This is a genomic window from Faecalimicrobium sp. JNUCC 81, from assembly GCF_053667625.1.
The window spans coordinates 3,370,810-3,395,051 of the sequence record NZ_CM132203.1; the positions used below are offsets into that span (position 1 = coordinate 3,370,810).

Annotated in this window: 22 protein-coding genes; 5 read left to right on the top strand and 17 right to left on the bottom strand. The window is 28.3% G+C overall.

Annotated features, from left to right (window positions below; genetic code table 11):
- Positions 1-5: 5 nt before the first annotated feature.
- The 8 genes from JNUCC81_RS16575 to JNUCC81_RS16610 all read right to left on the bottom strand — a co-directional run bounded on the left by JNUCC81_RS16575 (position 6) and on the right by JNUCC81_RS16610 (position 7,493).
- Complete coding sequence (locus JNUCC81_RS16575) at positions 6-512, bottom strand: TRAP transporter small permease (protein ID WP_454094480.1); 507 nt, start codon at positions 510-512, stop codon at positions 6-8.
- 22 nt (positions 513-534) lie between these two features.
- Positions 535-1,545 (bottom strand): TRAP transporter substrate-binding protein, encoded by a 1,011-nt coding sequence (locus JNUCC81_RS16580; RefSeq protein ID WP_454094481.1) that lies wholly within the window; start codon positions 1,543-1,545, stop codon positions 535-537.
- A 19-nt stretch (positions 1,546-1,564) separates the two neighbouring features.
- A complete protein-coding gene (gene uxaC, locus JNUCC81_RS16585) occupies positions 1,565-2,965 on the bottom strand; it encodes a glucuronate isomerase (protein WP_454094482.1) in 1,401 nt (466 codons plus the stop codon).
- 164 nt (positions 2,966-3,129) lie between these two features.
- Positions 3,130-4,176, bottom strand: coding sequence for a mannonate dehydratase (uxuA, locus tag JNUCC81_RS16590; RefSeq protein WP_208331610.1), 1,047 nt, complete (start codon positions 4,174-4,176; stop codon positions 3,130-3,132).
- Positions 4,177-4,193: 17 nt separating this feature from the next.
- Complete coding sequence (locus tag JNUCC81_RS16595) at positions 4,194-5,213, bottom strand: PfkB family carbohydrate kinase (RefSeq protein ID WP_454094483.1); 1,020 nt, start codon at positions 5,211-5,213, stop codon at positions 4,194-4,196.
- Entirely contained in the window at positions 5,197-5,808 is a 612-nt protein-coding gene (locus tag JNUCC81_RS16600; RefSeq protein ID WP_454094484.1) for a bifunctional 4-hydroxy-2-oxoglutarate aldolase/2-dehydro-3-deoxy-phosphogluconate aldolase, read from the bottom strand. The genes JNUCC81_RS16595 and JNUCC81_RS16600 overlap by 17 nt, the downstream gene beginning before the upstream one ends.
- Before the next feature lie 9 nt (positions 5,809-5,817).
- Positions 5,818-6,669 carry an SDR family oxidoreductase gene (locus tag JNUCC81_RS16605; RefSeq protein WP_454094485.1) on the bottom strand — a complete coding sequence of 284 codons (852 nt, stop codon included), beginning with the start codon at positions 6,667-6,669 and terminating at the stop codon, positions 5,818-5,820.
- 137 nt (positions 6,670-6,806) lie between these two features.
- On the bottom strand, positions 6,807-7,493 hold the full coding sequence (locus JNUCC81_RS16610) for a GntR family transcriptional regulator (protein WP_454094486.1): 687 nt from the start codon (positions 7,491-7,493) through the stop codon (positions 6,807-6,809).
- Positions 7,494-7,908: 415 nt separating this feature from the next.
- Here JNUCC81_RS16610 and JNUCC81_RS16615 point away from each other — a divergent pair, with 415 nt between their 5' ends.
- A complete protein-coding gene (locus JNUCC81_RS16615) occupies positions 7,909-8,091 on the top strand; it encodes an IS3 family transposase (protein WP_454096413.1) in 183 nt (60 codons plus the stop codon).
- A gap of 58 nt (positions 8,092-8,149) precedes the next feature.
- Here the strand turns inward: JNUCC81_RS16615 and JNUCC81_RS16620 are convergent, their stop codons facing one another.
- From JNUCC81_RS16620 to JNUCC81_RS16640, 5 genes are all read right to left on the bottom strand, one after another.
- On the bottom strand, positions 8,150-8,812 hold the full coding sequence (locus tag JNUCC81_RS16620) for an ABC transporter ATP-binding protein (protein WP_454094487.1): 663 nt from the start codon (positions 8,810-8,812) through the stop codon (positions 8,150-8,152).
- A 13-nt stretch (positions 8,813-8,825) separates the two neighbouring features.
- Positions 8,826-11,369, bottom strand: coding sequence for an ABC transporter permease (locus JNUCC81_RS16625; protein ID WP_454094488.1), 2,544 nt, complete (start codon positions 11,367-11,369; stop codon positions 8,826-8,828).
- A 194-nt stretch (positions 11,370-11,563) separates the two neighbouring features.
- The gene (locus tag JNUCC81_RS16630) at positions 11,564-12,898 is read right to left on the bottom strand and encodes a sensor histidine kinase (RefSeq protein ID WP_454094489.1); all 1,335 of its coding nucleotides are present in this window, start codon (positions 12,896-12,898) and stop codon (positions 11,564-11,566) included.
- Complete coding sequence (locus tag JNUCC81_RS16635; protein ID WP_454094490.1) at positions 12,892-13,602, bottom strand: LytR/AlgR family response regulator transcription factor; 711 nt, start codon at positions 13,600-13,602, stop codon at positions 12,892-12,894. The genes JNUCC81_RS16630 and JNUCC81_RS16635 overlap by 7 nt, the downstream gene beginning before the upstream one ends.
- A 29-nt stretch (positions 13,603-13,631) precedes the next feature.
- Positions 13,632-14,042: a peptide deformylase gene (locus JNUCC81_RS16640; RefSeq protein WP_454094491.1), complete on the bottom strand. Its 411-nt coding sequence runs from the start codon at positions 14,040-14,042 to the stop codon at positions 13,632-13,634.
- Between the two features lie 422 nt (positions 14,043-14,464).
- Here JNUCC81_RS16640 and JNUCC81_RS16645 point away from each other — a divergent pair, with 422 nt between their 5' ends.
- Genes JNUCC81_RS16645 through JNUCC81_RS16655 form a run of 3 tightly spaced genes read left to right on the top strand, consistent with a single transcriptional unit; the run spans position 14,465 to position 17,557 of the window.
- On the top strand, positions 14,465-15,943 hold the full coding sequence (locus JNUCC81_RS16645; RefSeq protein WP_454094492.1) for an FAD-dependent oxidoreductase: 1,479 nt from the start codon (positions 14,465-14,467) through the stop codon (positions 15,941-15,943).
- A complete protein-coding gene (locus tag JNUCC81_RS16650; protein WP_454096414.1) occupies positions 15,930-17,201 on the top strand; it encodes an NAD(P)/FAD-dependent oxidoreductase in 1,272 nt (423 codons plus the stop codon). Before JNUCC81_RS16645 ends, JNUCC81_RS16650 begins: the two co-directional genes overlap by 14 nt.
- Positions 17,202-17,203: 2 nt before the next feature.
- The gene (locus JNUCC81_RS16655) at positions 17,204-17,557 is read left to right on the top strand and encodes a DUF1667 domain-containing protein (RefSeq protein ID WP_454094493.1); all 354 of its coding nucleotides are present in this window, start codon (positions 17,204-17,206) and stop codon (positions 17,555-17,557) included.
- Between the two features lie 70 nt (positions 17,558-17,627).
- Here JNUCC81_RS16655 and glpT read toward each other — a convergent pair whose 3' ends face one another.
- The gene (gene glpT / locus JNUCC81_RS16660) at positions 17,628-18,956 is read right to left on the bottom strand and encodes a glycerol-3-phosphate transporter (protein WP_454094494.1); all 1,329 of its coding nucleotides are present in this window, start codon (positions 18,954-18,956) and stop codon (positions 17,628-17,630) included.
- 401 nt (positions 18,957-19,357) lie between these two features.
- Between glpT and JNUCC81_RS16665 the strand changes: the two genes are divergently transcribed.
- On the top strand, positions 19,358-19,498 hold the full coding sequence (locus JNUCC81_RS16665) for a transmembrane-type terpene cyclase (RefSeq protein WP_454096415.1): 141 nt from the start codon (positions 19,358-19,360) through the stop codon (positions 19,496-19,498).
- A gap of 202 nt (positions 19,499-19,700) precedes the next feature.
- On the opposite strand, the gene JNUCC81_RS16670 is transcribed toward JNUCC81_RS16665, so the two are convergent.
- The 3 genes from JNUCC81_RS16670 to JNUCC81_RS16680 all read right to left on the bottom strand — a co-directional run bounded on the left by JNUCC81_RS16670 (position 19,701) and on the right by JNUCC81_RS16680 (position 23,908).
- Positions 19,701-21,767, bottom strand: a complete 2,067-nt coding sequence (locus tag JNUCC81_RS16670; RefSeq protein WP_454094495.1) for a methyl-accepting chemotaxis protein — start codon at positions 21,765-21,767, stop codon at positions 19,701-19,703.
- Between the two features lie 478 nt (positions 21,768-22,245).
- Positions 22,246-23,346, bottom strand: coding sequence for a DUF4179 domain-containing protein (locus JNUCC81_RS16675; RefSeq protein ID WP_454094496.1), 1,101 nt, complete (start codon positions 23,344-23,346; stop codon positions 22,246-22,248).
- The gene (locus JNUCC81_RS16680) at positions 23,339-23,908 is read right to left on the bottom strand and encodes a sigma-70 family RNA polymerase sigma factor (RefSeq protein WP_454094497.1); all 570 of its coding nucleotides are present in this window, start codon (positions 23,906-23,908) and stop codon (positions 23,339-23,341) included. The genes JNUCC81_RS16675 and JNUCC81_RS16680 overlap by 8 nt, the downstream gene beginning before the upstream one ends.
- Between the last annotated feature and the right edge of the window lie 334 nt (positions 23,909-24,242).

Consider the following 24,242-nt stretch of genomic DNA (forward strand, 5'->3'; position numbering starts at 1 on the left):
TCAGATTAATTATTATTTACAACTTTTTTTGATGATGTTGATACTTTTTTTAAATCAACTAAATTTAAAATATTATATATAATCGTTATTATCCCTGATAAAGGTAGAGCTAGATAAATATATCCCATTGGTATACCTAGTGCAGGAGAAACTTGTCCCATAGCTAGCATACTTATTTGAACCCCACCTAAAACTAAAACTAATGCTGAAAATGCCATTACCACTAATTCTGTCATTACATTTAATATCATTTTTACACTAGGGCTTTTTGATTCAAGTTTCTGTCTAAAAAACACCATAGTCATATGATCTTTTTTTCCAAATACATATGATGAACCAAGTAAAGCCATCCATACAAATGAATATATTAATAAATCTTCTGATACTGTACTTGGATTATTTAACACATAACGAGTTATTATCTGCCAAGTACCTAAAACTACCATAAATGCTAGTAGTGTCATACATATGACTTCTATTACTTTGTTTAATGCTTTTCTTAAATTATCCATCTTAATTCCTCCCTACTAGTATTTATTTACTTTCTTTTGGTGCTTTTTCTTGTATTTTATCGTATACAGCTTTTACTTCTTTATCATTGTCAGTCATCTCTCTATGAAGTGGTAAAACTTTTTCTTTAAATGGCTCTATATCTGGATAGTAGAATTTAACCCCCATCTCTTTAGATTGTTTTACTGCTTCATTTACTTTATCTTCCCAAGCATCAACTTCAAATTTATTTATTTCATCAACTGCGTCTAATATTATATTTCTATGTTCTTCACTTAAGTTATCTAATAATTTAGCATTCATTATTAATATGTCTGGAATCATACCATGTTGGTTATATGAATAATGTTTTGCAACTTCTCCATGCTTATTATTAGTAAGCGCTAATTCATTATTCTCAGCGCCATCTATAACCTTTTGTTGAAGAGCAGTATAAACTTCTCCGAAACTCATTGGTGTAGCTGAACCACCTAATAATTCCATCATTCTTATGTTTGTTTGACTTTGTTGTACTCTTATTTTCTTCCCTTTTAAATCTTCTGGTTTCATTATAGGCTTATCTGTTGTGTACATATTTCTTGAACCTGCATCAAACCATGTAAGACCAACAAATCCAGATTCTCTAGTTGATTCATATATATCATCCATTATATTTTTATCATTCATTACAGAGTGATAATGTTCTTTACTATTAAATAAGTATGGAAGATTGAATACGCTATATGATTTATTAAAACTTTCAAGTAAACTTATACTTCCAACAGCTATATCTATAGCTCCTGTTTGAGTAAGCTCTACCGCCTCACGCTGTCCTCCTAATAACTCATTTGGGTATACCTGTATATCTATTTCATTATTAGTTTTATTTTCTACTATTTTCTCAAACTCTTTTAGAGCTAAATGTATTGGATGTTCTTCTCCTTGGTTGTGAGCAACCCTCATAACTCTTGCTTCGTTTTCTTTACTTGAGCTACATCCAACTACTGATAAGCTAGTTATGGCAACAAGTAAAAGTGCCTTAATCCTTTTATTCATCTATAAATTCCCCCTAGGATTATCTTATAAAATATTTTTTAGCGTTGTTGTAACATATATCTTCTACTATATTTCCTAATACTTCTAAATCACATGGATATTCTCCATTTTCAACTAGCTTTCCTAAGTAATTACAAAGAATTCTTCTGAAATATTCATGTCTTGTAAATGATAAAAAGCTTCTTGAATCCGTAAGCATTCCTACAAATTTACTAACTAGACCTAATTGTGAAAGTGCTACAAGCTGTCTTTCCATTCCATCCTTTTGGTCATTGAACCACCATCCAGATCCAAATTGAATTTTACCTGCAACTTGTCCCCCTTGGAAGTTTCCAATCATAGTTCCTAATACTTCATTATCTTTTGGATTTAAACAATAAAGAATAGTTTTCGGTAACTTATCTTCTACATCTAAACTATCTAATAATCTCGATGTAGAGTAAGCGATTTCCCCATCATCAATACTATCAAATCCTGCATCTGTTCCAACAATATTAAACATTCTAGTATTATTATTTCTAAGTGCTCCTATATGAAGTTGCATTACCATATTTCTTTCACTATACATTTTCCCTAATTCTATTAATGTAAATGTTGTGTATTTTTGAGCATCTTCTATGCTTATCTCTTCTCGCGCTAAAACTTTAACAAATATACTTGCAACTTCTTCTTTGTTAGTAGATTTAAAATAAATTCTTTCTAAACTATGGTCTGTTATACTACAGCCATTATCTACAAAGTAATCTAACCTTTTTTCTAATATTTCTATTAATTTATCATAGTCTTTAATTTCTGTATTTTCTATTTGCCCTAATAACTTTATATAATCACAAAAATCTTTATTTTGTATTTTTAATGCTCTATCTGGTCTAAATGTAGGTCTTACCTCACACTCAAAGCTATCATCAGCATTAATTTCTTTATGATACTTTAAATCATCTATTGGATCATCTGTCGTTCCTATATAAACTACATTAGACATGCTTATTAATTTTCTAGCAGTTAAACCATTCTCAGATATAGCATTATTGCATTTTTCCCAAATGTCTTTGGCAGTTTTTACACTTAAAGTTTCTTCAACATTAAAGTATCTTTTAAGCTCTAGATGTGACCAGTGATATATAGGATTTCCTATTAAATATGGCATCATCTTTGCAAATTCGTAGAACTTTTCAAAATCACTAGCATCACCAGTTATATATTTTTCATCTATTCCAAAACTTCTCATGGCTCTCCACTTATAATGATCATGGTATAACCACATTTGAGTTATATTTTCATATTCTTTATCCTCTGCTATCTCAACTGCTGGCAAGTGACAGTGGTAATCAAATATCGGCATTTTTGAAGCATTATTATGATATAATGTTTTAGCTATTTCATTTGATAATATAAAATCTTGGTCCATAAACTTTTTCATAGTTCTCTCCTAAATCAACGTTTTGATATCGTTTTCTTAATATATTAAATATTAACATGAATCTGAATATTCTCCAATATATTTCATTATTTTACTTTTTTATACATTTTTTATAAAATAGTGTTTTAAAATAAAATTTATTTCAAAACACTATTTTATTTTTATTATTTATTTTTATTTATTGCTTCTATTAATCCGTTTATATATACAGCCCCTAATGCTCTATCATATAATCCATATCCAGGTCTTCCAGTCTCTCCCCATATCATTCTTCCATGATCTGGTCTATATGGCCCTGTAAATTCATAATCACAGTATGCTTTTACTATTTCATAGAAATCTAGTGACCCTGCTTCAGATAAATGAGCCACCTCATTGAAACTACTATCTCCTGTTATTAAAACATTTCTTAAATGAGCAAAGTTTATTCTGTTCTTTTCTTTTCCAAAATAATTAACCATTTCTACTACATCATTAGTTTTAGTACATCCTAATGATCCTGTACATAAAGTTACACCGTTATATTCACTATCATAAATATTTATAAATCTTTCTAAATTTTCAAAGTTAGTTATTATTCTTGGAAGCCCAAATATTCCCCATGGTGGATCATCCGGATGTATAGCCATTTTTACGTTACTTTCTTCAGCTACAGGTATTATTTCTTTTATAAAGTACTCTAAATTTTCCCATAATTTTTCTTCATCTATATTTTTATACTTATCAAGTAAAGCACCTAGTCCACCTTCACCGTAAGAAGTATCCCATCCCGGAAGCTCTAACTCACCAAGTGCTGGATCCATTTTCTTAACTGTTTCTTCATCATATATTAAGCAAGTTGAACCATCTTCAAGCTCATAATTTAGATCTGAACGAGTCCAGTCAAATACTGGCATAAAGTTGTAACATACTGTTTCTATACCTGCTTTTCCTAAGTTTCTTAATGTTTCCTTGTAGTTTTCTATATATCTATCTCTAGTTGGTAAACCTAATTTTATATCTTCATGAACTGGTACACTTTCTATAACTGAAAGTTTTAGTCCATTATCTTCTACATTCTTCTTTAACTCTAATATTTTTTCTAATGGCCAAGCTTCTCCTACTGGTATATCATATATTGCAGTTACTATGCCCTTCATACCAGGTATTTGCCTGATATACTCTATTTTTACAGGATCATCTTGTCCATACCATCTAAATGTCATTTCCATATTTTAGTTCCCCCGAATTATCTTTTTATATTTTGTAATCCTTTTTCTATTAAACTAGTTACACTATCTTTATCTACTATATTTATATCACCTTTTATAGAGTGCTTTAATGCACTTGCGCAAACTCCAAATTCTATGATTTCTTTTTTATCTAAGTTATCTAATATTCCGTGAAGTATACCTGCTGTAAACGCATCTCCTCCACCAACTCTATCTAATATGTCAAAGTTGTATTCATTTGAAATATATAAATTTTCTTTATCAAATAAGTAACCTTTTAATGAGTTATTGTTTATTGAATGAACGCTTCTCTTTGTACAAGCTGCATATTTTATATTTGGATATTTTTCAAATAATCTTTCATATAAATTTTTAAGACTATCTTCAAATTCTAAATCGCAAGCTTCATATTTTAATATATTTGTCATATCTAAGTTTCCTAAAAAAGCTATATCCACAAAAGGAAGTATTTCTTCTAAAAAACCTTTAGCCTCTTCTAAACTCCAAAGCTTCGCTCTATAATTAGAATCTAAGGATACTAGTATACCAGTCTCATTGCAATATTTTGCTATTTCTATAGTTAAATCATATAAGTCTTTACTTAAAGCTGGTGTTATACCTGATAAATGAACCATTTTTATACCTTTTAGTATTTTTTCTATATCAAATTCATCTTTATTAGCCATAGATATGGCTGAATATTTTCTATCATATATAACCTCAGTACTTCTAAGTCCATGTCCGATTTCTAAAAAATAAATACCAAGTCTTCCATCACCTTGTAATATATCACTTGTATCTATATTATAGCTTCTTAAGTCTCTTATAACTTTATCACCTAAAGAGTTACTCGGTAATTTCGTTACAAACTTAGTTTCATGTCCAAAGCTTGCTAAACTTGCAACTACATTTGCTTCTCCTCCACCATAAGTTGCATCAAAAGAACTAACCTGTATAATCTTTTGATTATTAGGAGGCGTAAGTCTTAGCATTATTTCTCCAAATCCTAAAACCTTTTTATTATTTGCTTCTAACATCTTTTATTTTCTCCACAAATTCTTTAGCTAGTTTTTCTATATCTTCTAAGCTTCCTGCATTAAATAATGAACTACCTACTCCTACGCAAGAAACTCCCATTTCAAACCACTTATCTACATTATCTATACTAACTCCACCTGTTGGCATTATCTCAACATTAGGTATTGGAGCTTTTATTGCCTTTACATATTTATGTCCAAATGCATCTCCTGGGAATAATTTAACCATCTTGTTTCCTTTTTCTAAGGCATTCATTATCTCAGTAACTGTCATACATCCTGGTAAATAAAGAGTGTTTAGTTCCTTACAAACTTCATTAACTTCTTCATTATATCCTGGGCTTACAACATATTTTGCTCCGGCTAAGATTGCATCCTTAGCCATTGATCTATTTAAAACACTTCCAACACCTAGTATTAGATTTTCATCATTTCTTAATTCATTTATTAAATCAACAACATTTGGTATTGAGTAAGTTAATTCTACTGCTTTTATTCCACCATTTACACAAGCATTTATATATCCTTTAGCTTCTTCATGGTCTTTTGCTCTTATTACAGCAACTATACCTTCATTCTTTATAGAATTTAACATAACTGCCTCCTATACACCTGAGTAAGCACTAAATGCACCATCTACTGGTATTACTACACCATTTACAAATCCTGATGCTTCACTACTTACTAAGTATAATAATGTTCCTATTAATTCGTCAGCTTCTCCATATCTTCCCATTGGTGTACTATTTAATATCTTTTGGCTTCTTTCTGTTGGAGATCCATCTTCATTAAATAATAATTTTTCATTTTGAGCCGTTACAAAGAATCCTGGTGCTATAGCGTTTACTCTTACACCTACTTTTGACATATGTACAGCTAGCCATTGAGTAAAGTTACTTACTGCAGCTTTTGCTCCTGAGTATGCTGGTATTTTAGTAAGTGGAGTGTATGCATTCATTGAAGATATATTTATTATTGTACACCCTTCTCTGTTTATCATATCTCTACTAAACTCTTGTGATGGAAGTAATGTTCCTAAGAAATTTAAGTTAAATACGAATTCTACTCCTTTTGGATCTAAATCAAAGAATGATGTTAATTCTTCATTATCTAAATCTTCTTCTAATAAGTATTCCTTAGTTGTTGTTCCCTTTGGATGGTTTCCACCTGCTCCATTTATTAATATATCACATGGTCCAAATTCTTTTAGTATTATCTCATGTGCTCTTTTTAAACTTTCTTTATCTAAAACGTTAGCTTCTATTCCTATGGCACATCCACCATTATCTATTATTTCTTGGGCTTTAGCTTCACAAGCATCTTTTCCTAATGCAAGTATAGCTACTTTAGCTCCACATTTAGCTAAAGCTTCAACCATAGCCCCACAAAGTATTCCTGTTCCACCTGTTACTACAGCTACTTTATTATTTAAATCAATATTAAATGGTAATTTCATCTGTTGTACCTCCACCTCTCTTATATACTTGTATACTAGCATATTAATTTTTCTAATGCAATACCTTTTCCCTAAATTCTACAAAAAATTACAAATAAAAAACACCTGTAATTACAGATGTATTTTTTTATATACTCTTATTGGAAAAATGCCTTTATTTCTTCATTTTCATTTATTAATATTTCCCATTCATTTGCAGGCTCTACTATGTGTTTATCTACATATGTATCTATCTTATCAAACTCATTATTTTTAATTATTTCTATCATTTCTTCATGATGTTTTATTATTTGCATTTTATTACTTTTCATTTCAGATAAAAGTCTCATTCTATTGTAATGAGTGCTTATATTCATAATAGTATCCCATATATTCCCTTTATTGCATCCTAGGAATATTAGCCTATGAAAATTTTTATCTAAGTTATGAAATTCAATTTCTTTTCCTTCTTTACCTACAACTAGTTTTTGGGCAAATAAGTTTTTTTCTAGTTCTATAAATAATTCTTCTGGAAATTCCCTACAAGCTTCTTTTAATACTTCTTTTTCTAGTACAGATCTCATAAATATTGCTTCATTTATAAGATCTCTATTTATCAATGATACATAAGTTCCCGCTTGCGGTTTAACCTCTATAAGATGCTCATTTTTTAATCTCATTAATATTTCTCTTATTGGTGTTCTAGATATATTCAATGTTTCAGATAAATTAGATTCACTTAACAATTCACCTGGTTTTAAATCTAAAGACATAATGTTATCTTTTAAAACTCTATAAGCATATTCTTTCGCTGTTTCTTTATGTTTTCTCTTGTAAAGTATCATTTTTCCTCCAATATATTATTTTAATCTATATTATAAAATTAGTATTAATATTCTAGTATATTAATATATATTCTTTTTTATAATATCTCTTAATTAGATAAATTTAAAGAGTAAAAATCATTTACTATATTATTTTCAATGTTTTGTTTTGAACTTTGCTAACAAATTTAGGTAAAATATATTATTTAGAGAATGTAAGCTCTAGCTATAAATTTATTTTTATAGCACAGTATTTTTATATTAGTAAATCAAAAATAAGGGATAGCTTAATAGCTATCCATTTATATAATCTTTATATCTGATTGTTGTGTGCTATTTACCTTATTATAATACCATACATCACTGGTATTAGATTATATCTGTGAATTTATGAGGAAGTATGTCCAGAGTGGCAAAATGTATAGATAATGGTTCTATGGAAGGTTTTTGGGGTATTATTAAATCAGAGATGTACTATTTAAATAAATTTCATACATTTGATGAATTAAAATCAGTAATAGGTAATTATATAAAATTTTATAATGAAAAAAGATTACAAAAAATTAGGTGGTCTGGCTCCGTTGGAATATCGAAGTCAGACCTTAATTGCCTAGTTTGATTATTTACACTGTCCACTTGACAGGGTGCAGTCCCCCCTCCATATCGTGAACTTTAATTTAAGCTATTTTTCCATCTTTTATAACAACTACTTTATCCGCTATATTTGCTATATCATTGTTATGAGTTATCATAACCAAAGTATTACCAAATTTTTCAACACACTCTTTAAGAAGATTAATAACTTCATCTGTTGTCTTACTGTCTAGATTTCCTGTAGGCTCATCCGCAAATATTATCTCTGGCTCATTTGCAAGTGCACGAGCTATCGCTACCCTTTGCTGCTGACCACCACTTAATTGATTTGGAAATTTATTAATCTTGTCTCTAAGTCCTAAGATATCAATTATGCTATCAATATATTTTTTATCTACTTTTTTATTATCTATATCTACTGGAAGTACTATGTTATCGTACACACTTATAACTGGTATTAAATTGAAACTTTGAAATATAAACCCAAACTTTCTACTCCTAAGCTTTGATAATTTATCCTCTGATAACTTAGATATATCATCTCCATCTAGTATAACTTCTCCACTTGTTATGCTATCAAGACCAGCTATACAATGAAGTAGCGTACTTTTACCACTCCCACTAGGGCCTATTATTGCTGTAAATTTTCCTTTTTCAATAGATAAGTTAATATTTTTTAGAGCTTTTACTTTATTTTCGCCTTTTCCATAAGTCTTACTTAAATTTATCGCATCTAATATGTTCATCTCAGCCCCACCTTTACTCTTCATTTCTAAGACCTTCTACTATACTTAATTTTGAAACTCTGTTTTTTGCTAAATATCCAGCAATTATACATATAAGTATCGCCGCTACCCCAAACTGAAGTATTTCTACTACGGGTATCTTAAATTCATATGCCTGTTTAATTCCTAATCCCTCTGAAAAAATTTCATTTGCTCTTTGCATATTTTTATAAACATCATAACTAGAAAATACTCCAGCTATTATTGAACTTAAAACACCATATATAATACTTTCTTTTAGTATCATTTTTTTAATATTTTTCATACTCATTCCAATAGCTCTTAGTGTTGAAATTTCCTTAACTCTAATCATTATATTTGTTATAACTATACAAGCTATATTTATAGATGATATAACCATTGTAAGTACTACACTCACTAATACCTCTTTTTTAAGTTTTTCATTTCCTTCAGTAGATATTTTCCTATTTTCATATTTACTTTCTATTTCCTTAAAATCATCTTCATTTATTATTTCTTTTACCTTTGAAACAACTTCTTCTTCTTTATCCTTTTGTAATTTTATAGATATATTATTAAAGCCTTTTTTTCCTGTTAAGTTTTCAAAACTATTTTTATCTAATATCACTTGGAAATGTGAGACCCTTCCACCTTCAGCATTTAAAACATAGTCAGGATTTAATAGTCCTGCAACTTTAATTTTTTGATTAACATATTTTACTTCTTTACCATTAATTACTGGAATCTTAACTTCAATAATATCTCCTACTTTTAAATCTTTTAATGTAATTGCATTCTTTGATTCTCCTAAACCTGAATAAAAATGGTTAGATACTACCCCACTTATTGTATCGCCTTCTTCTTTTAGATTATCTATATTTCCATCTACTAGATATTTTTCTAGTTCTTTAAGAGTCCCTTTATCGTATCCTTTTATAGCTGTTCCTATTTCTAAATTTGATTCATCTTCATCTAGCGGATTGTATTGTTTATAATAGTCGCTTATATTTTCTTTGTTTGAGTTTAAGTATCCTGTAACATTCATTTTCTTAGTTAATTCACTAACTCCATCTATCTTAGATATCTTACTTGCTTCATCATCTGTGTATTCATTAAAATATTCACTTGAGTTATTAGAATTATGACTAAGTATTATATCACTTTCTCCCATAGCCATGATAATCATACTAAGACTATCTACATTCTTTTCATGTTGATTAAATGCAACCATATTAGTTATAAATAAAAAACCTGTCATACTTATTGAAAGTATTGATAAAATTGTTCTTGTTTTGTATCTCCATAGATTTTTGTATGCCATATATCCGCAAGTCCCAAATACTTTCCTTATTAACTTATGATAAAATCTATCTTTTTTTATTGACTTTGAACTATTAGTACTTCTAATAGCTTCTATTGGAGATATCTTTTTACACTTATAAATAGTAAAAATACTAGCCATAGCTACTGAAACCACTGCCATACTTAAAGGCTCTATTATACTTTTTTTATTTATATAAACACTTATATGTTCATTATATATACTTCTAAGACCTATGAATGACACTATTGTTCCCAGTAAAAATCCTACTACTAGTCCAATAAGTAACACTATAAGACTTTGGATACATACCATGTTCCTTACATTTTTCTTAGTCATACCTATTGCTCTTACCATTTCTATTTGTTTTTTCATATCTATTAATATAATATTAAATATGTTATATATAACTAGGGTAGCTGCAACCATAGGAATCAACTTATTATCAAGCTTAGTCTTTTCATCTCTATACTTACCATAGTTTTGTATAGCTTCATTTAGTTCTACATTTATCCTAAATTTCTCATCATCTAATTTATATTTGGCTATTGCTGTACTTGCCATATCCATGCTAGTCGTAAAGTTAAGTACACCTGAATGACTTATTAATTCTTTAGGTAAAATACTTTGATTCTCTGTGTATTTAGTAAATGCTTTGACTTTATAGTATAAATTTTCATCGTAAAATCCATCTGGCTTTTTTACTATTCCAACTAACTTAAATGACTTTTCTTTACTATAAATCTGATTTTGATTATTTTCATCCGTATAATTTTTAATAATATTAAAATCAATACTTTGACCTAGCTTATCGCCAAGTCCCATCTCTTTAAGAGCTCTTTCTTCTATTACTATTTCATTTTCATTTTTAGGTTCATTACCTTCTATAAGCTTATAACCATAAGAATCTATAAAATCTTTACTATAAGAGTTTAGACTTATAGATACCCCTTTATTACTTACCGCATTACCTAGGTTTATAATATCATTGATAATTTTTATAGTTTTATCATTTTTTAATTGATTTACAGTTTCTAAGTTAAGATCACTGTATTCTACATGATAATCACTAAAGTTTTTATACGCTTCTTTTATATCATGTTTATTCTTAGACTCGGGCACTACATTAAGTGTAAATACTAACATAACAGCTAATGCAATACTTATTATTAATGATAAAGTTCTTCCCTTTTGTTTTTTTAAGTATGCTATAGCTAATCTAAAACTTACTCTCATCATTTCCCTCCTTGTTTTCTTTGGTAGTAAATATAAAACCCTTATACGCAAAAAATGCTACCTTCTTTGTATAGAAGGTAACATTTATAAATTTTTGCTTCAATATAATACCGACAAGTGGTATGTTTTTACCGCCAACTAGCATACTAAAAGCTTAATTGTTTATTTTTATAAACAAACAATTATATAATATATTATTCAACTGGTATATGAATAGTAGCTATAAACTTAGACCTGCTATCCTTAATTTTTAATTCTCCATTATATTTTTTTATTGAAGATTTTATACTTTCAAGGCCAATTCCATGAAGGAATTTATCTTTTTTAGAAGTAAAAATCTTATTATTTTTTATTATTACTTTATTTGTCTTGCTATTTTCACATCTAACTACATAGTACCCTTTTATAAAAGTACTTTTTATAGTTATATATTTTTCTATATTATTATCATCTATTTTATCACATGCTTCTATTGCATTATCTATTAAGTTTGAAAATATGCTGCTTATATCAATCATATCTATAAAATCACATTTACTAAAATCTATGCCTACATTAAAATCTATATTATTTTCTATACAGACTTTACTTTTTTCATATAATATAATATCTAGTAGTACATTTTCTGTGTTATAAATATTTTTAGTTCCTTTCACTTCATCTTCTATATTGTTAATATATTTATTTACATCTTCACTACTATTTTTTAGTGATTTTATATTTTCCATATGATTATTCATATCGTGGTATACTTGCCTCATTTTTTCTTGTGAATCCTTAACCATTAAATAGTATTTATACTGCATATCTAATTTTTCATTTACAAACTCTGCTTTAGCTTTTTCTTTTTCTGATTTTATAGAATTTAAAAATATAGATATTAATAATATATTTACTATAATTAAAAGATAAGGAAATGTTTCTTTAATAGTCTCTGAAAATATAAGTACCGCTGAGGCATTAGTAAATTCAATATTATTTTTAGCTAGTGTCTCATATAAATTACCTATATCTGTATTTGACTTATTTATAAATGCTATTATTAATAAATTAATTATAGTGGTTAATGCAATATATAAATAATATTTCTTATTTTTATATATTTTTTCTAATCTATCATAAAAACTGATGCTTATTAAAAAAATAATAGCACTACCTATAAGAGTTATTTCAATTATATAATCTGTTTTTATAATTGAAATCTGTATAAACCAATAAATACTACATCCTACTAAAATATAAACTAAGCTATATATTACTGCGCTAATAATAGATTTTCTTGTATTAATTTTATAAAAAATGTTACAAATTAAATATATAGTTAAAAACATCCGTAGTATCCCCTGTATGGATGTTGTTCCAAATCCTAATCCCATTATAATTGTAAAAATTAAGAATATACTTGTAAGTATATATCTACTCTCTAATTTATATTGATAGACATAACCTTTTTTATTCATTAGCATAAAAAATGAAACTATAAATATTACCATATTTAAAACAGCTAAAATATAGGTTCTTACTAACATAATTTCGCCTCTATTAAGTCGAAAAATTTATCTTTTGTCTCCTTAAACCTATACCTACTAACAGGTATTTCCTCACTATTTTCAAGTATTACGATATACTGTTTTATACTTTTTATATGTTCTAGATTAACTAAAAAACTCTTGTGACATCTAAAAAATCTACTACAATCTATCTCCTTTTCAATATTACTCATAGTTTTATTTATCTTGTAAATCTCATCTAATGTATGTATAGTTATAGTTTCTTTTTGCACTTCTATATACATTATTTTATTTATGTCTAATTTAATTTGATTGCCTTGTTCTTTTACTATAATATATTTATTTTTTATATCTATTTCTTTTATGCAGTTTATTATATTTTCTTTTAAATTCTCATATTTTACTGGTTTTATTAAATATCTATAAGCCCTTACCTCATAACCTTCTAGGGCGTATTCTATTAATGATGTAATAAATATTATTTCTATTTTATCATCTAATGTCCTGATTTTTCTTGCAGTATCCATTCCATTAATTTGCCCCATTTGTATATCTAATAAAAGTACATCAGTATCTTTTGGATAGCTTTCAAGTAATTCTTCCCCTGAATTAAATACTTCCAACTTATATTTAACAGATAATCCCTCAAATATTTGGTCTATATATGTTTTCAACAACTCTTGTTGATCTTTTTCATCTTCACAAATTGCTATTTTTATCATTAATTCCCTACCCATGATGTAATTTTTTATTAAATTATTATTCCTTCGAAATGATCTACTTCATGCTGGATAATCTGTGCAGTAAATCCAGTAAATAGTTGCTTATGCTTATTAAAATTTTTATCTAGATATTCTACCTCTATTGTTTCATATCTTGTTGTTTTTCTAGATCCAATTAAAGATAGGCAACTTTCTTCCGCTTCATAAGAATCCTCTTTTTTTAATATAACTGGATTTACCATAGGAATTATCATATTACCTGCACAAAATACCAATATACGTTTTTTTACTCCTATCATATTAGCTGCCATTCCCACGCAATGATCTAAATTTGCTTTTAACGTATCAATTAAGTCATCGATAACTTCTACATCCTCTTTTGTTGCACATTCTGATTTTTGTTCTAAAAATGATATATCTTTTACAATTTTTCTTATCATAAATATTTTTAACCTTTCTAATTTTTTTTATTATAATCCTCTTTATGGTTTATTTATCCAAGTAAAGTAGTGTATATTTTAAATTCTACCAAAGTATTATTATTAAGTACAGTAAATACATAATAGATAACATTAACTATAGTAATATAATCCTACATTAATAAAATAGTATTTTATTTAATCTAATTTAGCTACTGCACAAAATATCTAAAGCTATTTATTTATGAAAGTTTTTTAATTTAATATAATGACAAATTCAAAATTATGGAATATAATTATGGTAATGAAAACGTTAATATAATTTTATGAACGAAATTGTATTAATTAAATATTTATGGCAGAGATAAGAGAGCCTTCTATAATAAATTATAGGTGGGCTCTCTGTTTTTTTGCCAAATATTAATACTCAGGGGGATTTATTTATGTTTGATATAGCTATAATAGGAGCTGGAATAACAGGAAGTGCTATCGCCAGAAACCTATCTAGATATAATTTAAAAACTGTTGTTTTAGAAAAAGGTGTTGAAGTATGCCAAGGTACAACTAAAGCTAATAGCGCCATAGTTCATGGTGGATTTGATGCTTATGAAGGTAGCTTAAAAGCAAAGCTTAATGTTTTAGGAAATAGCCTATACCCTTCTCTTTGCAAATATCTTAATGTTGAGTTTAAGCAAAATGGATCTTTAGTTTTGGCTTTTGATGATAAAGACTTATCTCATATAAAAGAGCTTTATGAAAGAGGATTAAAAAATGGGGCTTCTGGCCTTGAAATAATAGATGGAAATAAAGTTAAAGAAATAGAGCCTAATGTTAGTGAAAATGTAGTTGGAGCTCTTTTATGCAAAAGTGCAGGTATAGTTTGTCCTTTTAACCTAAATGTCGCACTTATGGAAAATGCTATTGATAATGGTGTCAAACTTAATTTACAAAGCGAAGTTATAGATATTAAAAAGGTTACTTCTGATAATGAAGAATACTTTGAAATAAAAACTGTAAATGGTGTTATAAAATCAAAATATGTTATAAATGCATCTGGTTTATATTCTGATAAAATAAACAAATTAATTGGTGGAGATGAATTTTATATAATCCCAAGAAAAGGTGAATATAAAATATTAGATAAAGTTGAAGGAAATAAAGCTGTACACACATTATTTACATGCCCTACTGAAAAAGGTAAAGGAATACTGGTTACTAAAACAGTTCATGGAAACTTACTTGTTGGTCCAAACGCTAAGCAAGTTGAGTTAGAAGATATAACAACTACTAAATCTGGCTTAAGAGAAATAATGGATAAAGCTTTAAAATCTGTGCAGAATATAGATTTCTCAAAAACTATAACTTCTTTTGCTGGAATTCGTGCCACTCCAAATACAGGTGACTTTATAATATTTGAATCTAAAAAATCAAAAGGTTTTATAAATGTAGCTGGAATTGAATCTCCAGGACTTGCTTCTGCTCCTGGTATAGCTGTTTATGTTGAAGGTATATTAAAAGATATTTTTGCTAGAGATAGTAAGTCTTTAGAATTAAATACTAATTTTAATCCTATGAGGGTAAAAGATAAGCCATTTTCTCAAATGACTAATGATGAAAGAATTTTAGCTACTGAGAAAAATCCTAAACATAAAACTATAATATGTAGATGTGAAAATGTAACTGAAGGAGAAATTATAGATGCTATAAATAGACCATGTGGTGCAAGAACTGTTGATGGGGTTAAAAGAAGAGTTCGTCCAGGTATGGGAAGATGCCAAGGAGGTTTCTGCGGTCCAAAGGTTGTTGAAATAATAGCTAGAGAGTTAAACATATCTGTTGAAGATGTTTTAAAAGATTATGAAGGTTCAAATATGGTTGTAGGAAAAATAAAAGAATTAAGGGGTGAGACTGTTGAAATATAATGTTGTTGTAATCGGTGGTGGTCCAGCTGGATTAGGTTCCGCTCTAGAAGCTAAGAGAAACGGATGTGAAAAGGTATTAATAATTGAAAGAGATAGAGAACTTGGGGGAATCTTAAATCAGTGTATCCATAACGGATTTGGTCTTCATGAATTTAAAGAAGAATTAACAGGACCTGAGTATGCTGGTAAGTTTATAAAAATGGTTCAGGAAGAAAATATAGACTTTATGTTAAATACTATGGTTCTTAATATAGATGAAACTAATGATGAAAAAGTTATATCTGCTATGGGCGAAGATGGTCTTATAGAAATAAGTGCAGATGCTGTAATTCTTGCAATGGGCTGTAGAGAAAGAACTAGAGGTGCTATAGATATTCCAGGCTATAGACCTGCTGGAGTTTATAATGCTGGTGCCTCTCAAAGATTTATTAATATGGAAGGATACTTAGTTGGTAAAAAAGTAGTTATCTACGGTTCTGGTGATATCGGACTTATTATGGCCAGACGTATGACATTAGAAGGTGCTAAGGTTCAATGTGTTGTAGAAATAAATCCTCACTCAAGCGGACTTACAAGAAACATAGTACAATGTCTAGATGATTTTAATATACCTTTAAAATTACAAACTTGTATAAACTATATACACGGAAAAGATAGAGTTAGCGGAGTTACTTTAGCTAAGCTTAATGATAATAGAGAGGTTATTGAAGGTAGCCAAGAATTTATAGAATGTGATACTGTTTTACTTTCAGTTGGATTAATTCCTGAAAATGAACTTTCTAGTGGTATTGGTATCAATCTAGATAACAAAACAAGCGGGCCTATAGTTAATAATAGTATGTCTACAAATAAAGAAGGTTTTTTCGCTTGTGGTAATGTTGTTCATGTTCATGATTTAGTTGACTTTGTTACAAAAGAAAGTAGAATTGCTGGTAAAAATGCTGCTTTATATGTTTTAAACAAGAAGTCTAAAAATGATTCTTGTGCATCTAATAATATAAAAACCGTTGCTAGTGATGGAATTGGTTATGTGGTTCCTCAATATATAAATACAAACTCTAATGAAGATGTAAATCTATTTATGAGAGTTCGTAGTATATGTACTGGTAAAAAGCTAGTAGGTAGATGTAATAATGAAGTTATTTTTGAAAAGAAAAGGGCTCATATGATACCTTCTGAAATGGAGCGTATTAATATAAATAAAGACCTTTTAGGTAAAATAGATAGCGATATCTATATAAGTGTTGAGGAGGTTTAATTATGAAAACTGAAGTTACTTGTGTAGTTTGTCCAATGGGTTGTAGAATGGTTATTGATAAGATAGATGGCACATATAAAGTAAGTGGTAATACCTGTAAAAGAGGAGAAAAATACGGTATTGAAGAAATAACTAGCCCTAAAAGAGTTATAACTTCTACAGTTAAGCTTGACGGTTCTTACTTAAACTTACTTCCAGTTAAGACTAATGGCTCTGTACCTAAAGGTATGATGTTTGATGTTATGGAAGCTTTAGATAGTATAATTGTTACATCTCCTGTTAATGTAGGAGATATAATAATCAAAGATGTTTTGGGTACAGGTGTTGATATTGTAAGTAGTAAAACTATAGCATAAACCAATAATATAAATTAATATAATTAAAGGGGGTTCGTTTTTACGACCCCCCCTTTAATTATATATCTAACTAAGCATTAGATTTTTCTTTTATATTATGAGTATTCCAAGTAAATGATAAAAATACTATTGCTAAGATTGAAGATATTATTAGCATTATAAATCCTCCATCCCAATTAAATTTATCAACTACCATACCCATTGCCAACTCAGCTAATACCTGACCTCCCATATATCCAAATAAACCTGTAAATCCTGCCGCAGTTCCAGCTGCCTTTTTAGGAACAAGATCTAGTGCACTTACCCCTATTAACATAACAGGCCCATAAATTAATGCTCCTATTGATGCCAATGCGCAATTTATAGCAAACGGACTTGTGCTTTTCCAGTATACCATTGTTGCTATAGCTACCCCAACCATACATATTATTCCCATTGGAGCACGTCTACCATGGAATATATGATCACTAATCCATCCAACTATAATAGTTCCTGGTATAGCTGCGTATTCAAATAATGCAAATGCTATAGAAGAATCTTTTGGATTAAAATTTCTAACTTCTTGTAGGTATGTGGGAACCCAGTTTATAACTCCATATCTAACTAAATATACAAAAACGTTTGCCAGAGCTACACACCATAAAAACTTATTATTTAATACATACTTAAATAGAATTTCCTTAGCGCTAAGTTCTGCTTCAGCATCTTTAACTTCAACCTCATACTCTGGATAATCATCTTTAAATTCCTCAATTGGCGGTAATCCAACAGATTGTGGAGTATCTCTTGCAAATATAATATATATTAATCCACCTACAATTGCTATTATTCCTGGTAAATAAAAAGTACCTTTCCATGTTCCAAATAATGATACTCCAATTAATACAATTGTAGCTATAAATCCTCCACCTATATTGTGTGCAGTGTTCCAAATAGACATTTTTACACCACGTTCCTTATCTGAAAACCAGTGAGTCATTATTCTACCACATGGAGGCCATCCCATTCCTTGGAACCATCCATTTAATAGCATTAAAACAAACATAAAAGCAACATTAGTTGCATTTGGTAAAAATAAATTTACTATACCAGACAATATAAGACCCATTGCTAAGAAATATCTTGGATTGGATCTATCTGATACATTCCCCATTACAAATTTACTAATACCATAAGATAATCCTAAAGCTGATGCAACAAACCCTATCTCAACTTTTGTAAACCCCTGTTCTATAAGATAAACCTTTGCTAAGGCAAAGTTACTTCTTACAAAATAGTATATAAGATATCCTACATAAATACTTATAAACATTTGGATACGATATCTCTTATACGTTGGAGCTATTTCATCTTCTGGTAACCTGTTTACATATGGCGCTGGCTTTAAAAATTTTAACATTAAAAATCCCCCTTTCACGCTAAAAAAAGCCAAGCTAAGCCTATATTAGTACTAATAATACCAATATTTTAAGGCTTGTGCTTGGCTCTCATTCTCTAGCGCACGTTGTATTGTATTTTCTCTAAACTTTTATCCACAACATAAAATGTAGCATACAACACTTTAATTTTCAACAACTTTTCCAAATTATATATTTAATACCTTTTCTCCATATTCGTTCCCTTAAAAATATTTTAATAAACTGTACTTAATTCGTATGTCATTTGAACATTTAATGATTTATAGCTAAAATATATTTATTATATTGTATTTATATACTTCATAAGTATATAAAGGGGAGTTTTTTTGAGTACTTATATAATATTACAAGGATTAAGTGGATTATAACTTACATATTAGTAATTAAGAAAAGTATTAAAGACAAGACTTACTGTATGCCATTTCTTGCAATGTGCCTTAATCTATCATGGGAGTTCGTATTTGCATTTATCTATAAGAGCGATGTATTTCAAGATAGTGTGCTTAATATGGTTTGTTCTTGACCTTATAATATAGCTTATACCTTTTTTAAATATAGCTATAGGTATTTTAAGAATAAATATCCTTTGAGTAAAATATCATTTTATTATGCTATTATTTAAAATAAAAAACGTATTGATTATTAAATCAATACGTTTTTTATTAATTTCAATGGCTGAGAAGATTCACAGGTATAATGTCGACGATTATAATATAAAATGATATTTAAAATTCTTTACTATCAAATATCATTTTGCTATCAAAGAACTTGTCTTGCTCATTCTTTAAGTTGAATTTACCAATAAGTTCTTTTAGCATGTAAGCTTGACTTGATAACTCTTCACTTGAAGCAGCACTTTCTTCAGAAGTTGCTGAATTAGCCTGTACAACTGTAGATATTTGTTCCACTCCAATATTTACATGATTAATATGCTGCGCTTGTTCATTGCTTGCATCTGCGATTTCTTGTATAATTTCTGATGACTCTTGTGCACTATAAACAACTTCTTCAAGAGACTTTGCAGTTTCTGAAACAATTATTGTACCATTTTCTATTGCTACAAGTGCTTTTTCAATTAAATCAGATGTATCTTTCGCACTTTGTGCAGATTTTGCAGCAAGGTTTCTAACTTCATCAGCAACAACAGCAAATCCTTTACCTGACTCTCCAGCACGTGCTGCCTCTACGGCTGCATTAAGTGCTAAAATATTTGTCTGGAATGCTATATCATCAATATTTTTTATTATATCTCCGATTCTATTTGATGTGTTGCTAATTTCATTCATTGCAGCAACCATTTCTTGCATTTGGTCTTTTCCTCTATCTATAGCCATACTTGATTTCATAGATATTTCTTTTGCTCTTACTGCATTTTCTGCGGTTTGCTTTATATGTGATGAAACTTCATTTATAGTTGCTGAAAGCTCTTGAATTGAGCTTGCTTGTTCTGTAGCACCTTGTGAAAGTATTTGTGCACCTTCTGACACTTGATTTGAACCAATTGCAACTTGTTCACCTGCAACATTTATTTGTGTTAAAGTACTATTTAAACTATCTACAATTTTATTTACAGATACTAGCATAGGTTCAAAATCATTTACAAATAAATCACTTAATTCCGCATTATCTACATTAACGTCTAAATTACCATTGCTAATTTCAGTTAATATATATGTTAATGCATTTATCATTTTTCTGAAGTCATCAACTATTTTGCTTGTAGCATCTGCTACCAGACCTATCTCATTATCTTCATCTACAACTGCAGTTTCTGAATTTAAATCACCTTCAGCTAACATTTCTAGTCTTTCACTACATTCTTTTAATGGGTTTCCTATTTTATTAGAAAGCTTTATTGCTACAATAAATGCTACAATTGTAAATACTATAGCTAATATTACTGTAATTATTATTGAAGCATACATCTCTCCAAGGAAATCATCTTTATTTGTCGTTATACCTATACCCCAACCATCACTATGTTTTATCGGAGCATATCCCAAGACCTTACCTTCACCACTGTATTCTAAATTAAAAGATCCTGTGTCTCCTGAAATAACCTTTTTATCCGCCTCTGCATAAGGAATCAAACTTTTATCTGTTTCTGATCTTTTTATAGTATTTTCTTTTCCAATAAGGCTAGTGTCTTTAGCCGTAATTGTTGTTCCTTCTTTATCTAGAAGATAAGGATAACTATTTTCTCCTATTTGTATATTAGAAACAATATCTGTTAAGAAATCTTTATTTACATTAAAAGTTACAACCCCAACTATTTTGCTACCCTGTACTCCATTTTCCCAAATAGGTGCTGCAACTAGCATTGTAGGTTTTCCTGTTGTTTTACTAACAATAGGACTACTCATATACGATTTTCCTGACATAGCAATTTTAAAATAGTTTCTATCAGAATAATCTTTTCCACTAAAATACTCTATACCTTTTAAATCTAAAATGTGACCTAACGTTAATCCATATAATTTTTCTTGTCTAGTTATAATATTTTGTTTCTCTTCTTTACTTACATTGGGATCTGAAATCTCTTTAATAATCCCTGTCTGAATTGCTGCATTTTCAAGATTTATAATTTTTTGAGAAACAGTTTCAGAAGCTTGCTTAGTTGTTTCTACAATTGCCTTTGATAAAATATCATTAGAAGTCTTATAATTTAGAAAACTTGTGATTGCTCCTAATAATAAGCAGCAAATAACTGCAAAACAAACAATTATTAAAGTAAGTTTGGTTTTTATACTTTTGCTTTTGTCTTTACTTTTGTGTCTTAACTTAAATTTCATTTCTATTTATCTCCCTATATTATTTTACTTTGCCTATTAATTTTTTAGCATTATTAATAAAATTAACTATTTAAGTCTTAATAATTTATTCGTCTAATCGAGCATTTTTCACATTAAAATATTCTAATTATTAAAATTCACTTGCATAATGTGTAAAATAAAAGAGCATCAACATAAACCTATTAACACTCTTCTCTAAAAGACAAATTTGTGAAACTGGCTAACTTAAAAATTCCCTCTAGCTTTGAATTGCCAAATCACTCTGGGTCTGCTAATTTTATTTAATTTTATAGTTAAATTTATACTATATATTAATATAATCGGATATTATTATAAATAATTTAGGTATTATAATGTATTTTTATTACTGTTGTCTATTTAATATATTTCTATATATACACAAACACTCATATTCAATGAACATGAGTGTTTGCGTATAATAATTATATAGATTGTCTTTTTCAGTTTTATAATATTTTTAACTTATTTCAATACTCTTATCAAGAATTTTTTCTTCAAATTTCTCATATTCAGTTCCATCTAAGTCTACTATATTTAACTTATTTGAATTCTCATCTGCTAGTTTATAACTATATTTATATAATACTGCTCTTATCTTTTTATTATTTTCGTTAACTTTATTAAAAAAGTACTTTTTTTCACCTTCGTATGTGTTCCCTCCTTTTAATCTTATCTCTGTATTATCTTCATTATATAGTTTAATCTCGTATAACTCTAAACCTTTTTCATCTATATACTCTTTATCTTTATAATCAACTGTTAATAGAGTTTCAAACGGTGTAATTACTATTGAGTCTAATGTAATCTCCTCTTGTTCATCATCTTTAAAATCTATTTTTTTACTTAGCTCTCTATTTATTTTTACAGGAACTTTAAAAGCCCAAGTTCCATTATATCTTTTTGTATCATTTAGAAACGTCATTCGTACTCCTTGCTTATTTGTCATAAACGATGTTATCTTCACTTGAAAATCAAATTCATCTGGTATTTCTTCTCCTAAGCCTTCTAAATCGTATGTATGCATCCCTACAAATGTATTTTTATCTATAAATTTACCATTTAAACCCGTTATATCCCATGTTGGTAATTCTTTATCAGTAAAACTTACTTTATTGTATGCTTCTATTGTATCCAGTTGAGCTACATCTAAATGCTTATATTTTTCTTCAGTATATGTCCATTTAAATGCTTTTTCATTCTCAACTAAGTATGTTACGTATAGTTTGAAGCCATCACTAGCAACTTCTTTTAATGTTACGCTTATACCATTAGATTTAGCTACTTGATTAACTGATGTAGAATACTGATAATAATTTGATGGAAATATTAAATTTTTCTCAATCATCTCAAAAATATTACCTACAAGTGGTATTTTAGCTGCTAATGCTGGATTTATAACCCCAATTATTATTATTCCTGAAATACTAGCTATAAGGATGTTTTTTACATTTCTCTTTTTATCACGCTTTTTTTCATATGAAGCTTTTTTTATCCCTTCTTTTATAAATAAATCTATGTTTTCTGGTACTTCTATTTTATCAAAATAATTTTTACTCATATAGATAGTCCTCCTTTAGTATATTTTTCATACTTTGTCTTGCCCTTCTAAGATGGCTTTTTACTGTATTTATTGGTATTTCCATTACATATGCTATCTCTTCAATAGTCATATCATCAAAATATTTTAATATTATTACCATTTTATACTCAGGTTTTAAGGTATCTATAGCTTCATGTATATCTACTTTTTCTTCAATTGATATGTCCTTTTTAACATGTACTATATTTTCATCGATTTCACTTATAATAATTTTGCTTTCTTTTTTTATTGTAGTTATAGCTATGTTTACAAGTATTTTAGATATCCATGGTTTAAATGATGATTCCTGCTTTAAATTTTTTATATTTTTCCATGCTCTATATGTACATTCTTGTATCAAATCTAGTGCTTTGTCTTCATTTTTTGTATAACTATATGCCACTTTATATAAATAAAATTTATACTTTTTTACTAACTCTTCAAAGCACTCCCCATCTCCTTTTATAGATTTTTTTATTAGTCTTTCTTCAGACAAATTTTCTTTTTTTCTTATATATGGTAATGAAATTATATTATTCACATACTACCTCCCTTGCTTTTTGCTATACATATATAGACACGCCTTTTTTAAATTAAGTTGCAAATTTTAATAAAAACTTTCAAAATCATTTTTCAACAAAAATAAAAAACACATTAATTAATCTATCAATATGTTTTTTGTGGATTTTAAAAGTTGTAAACGAATCGCAAATATATTACCTTCAATTCAAATTCTATTCTACTTAAGTTATATTTTCAAATCCTTTTCCTAATATTAAAAAATATCCTAGTCTAGGGTATAATACATAAGTCATTAATTGTGATATTCATATATAAGATGTGGAATTATATGGATGATAAAAATCATATAACAC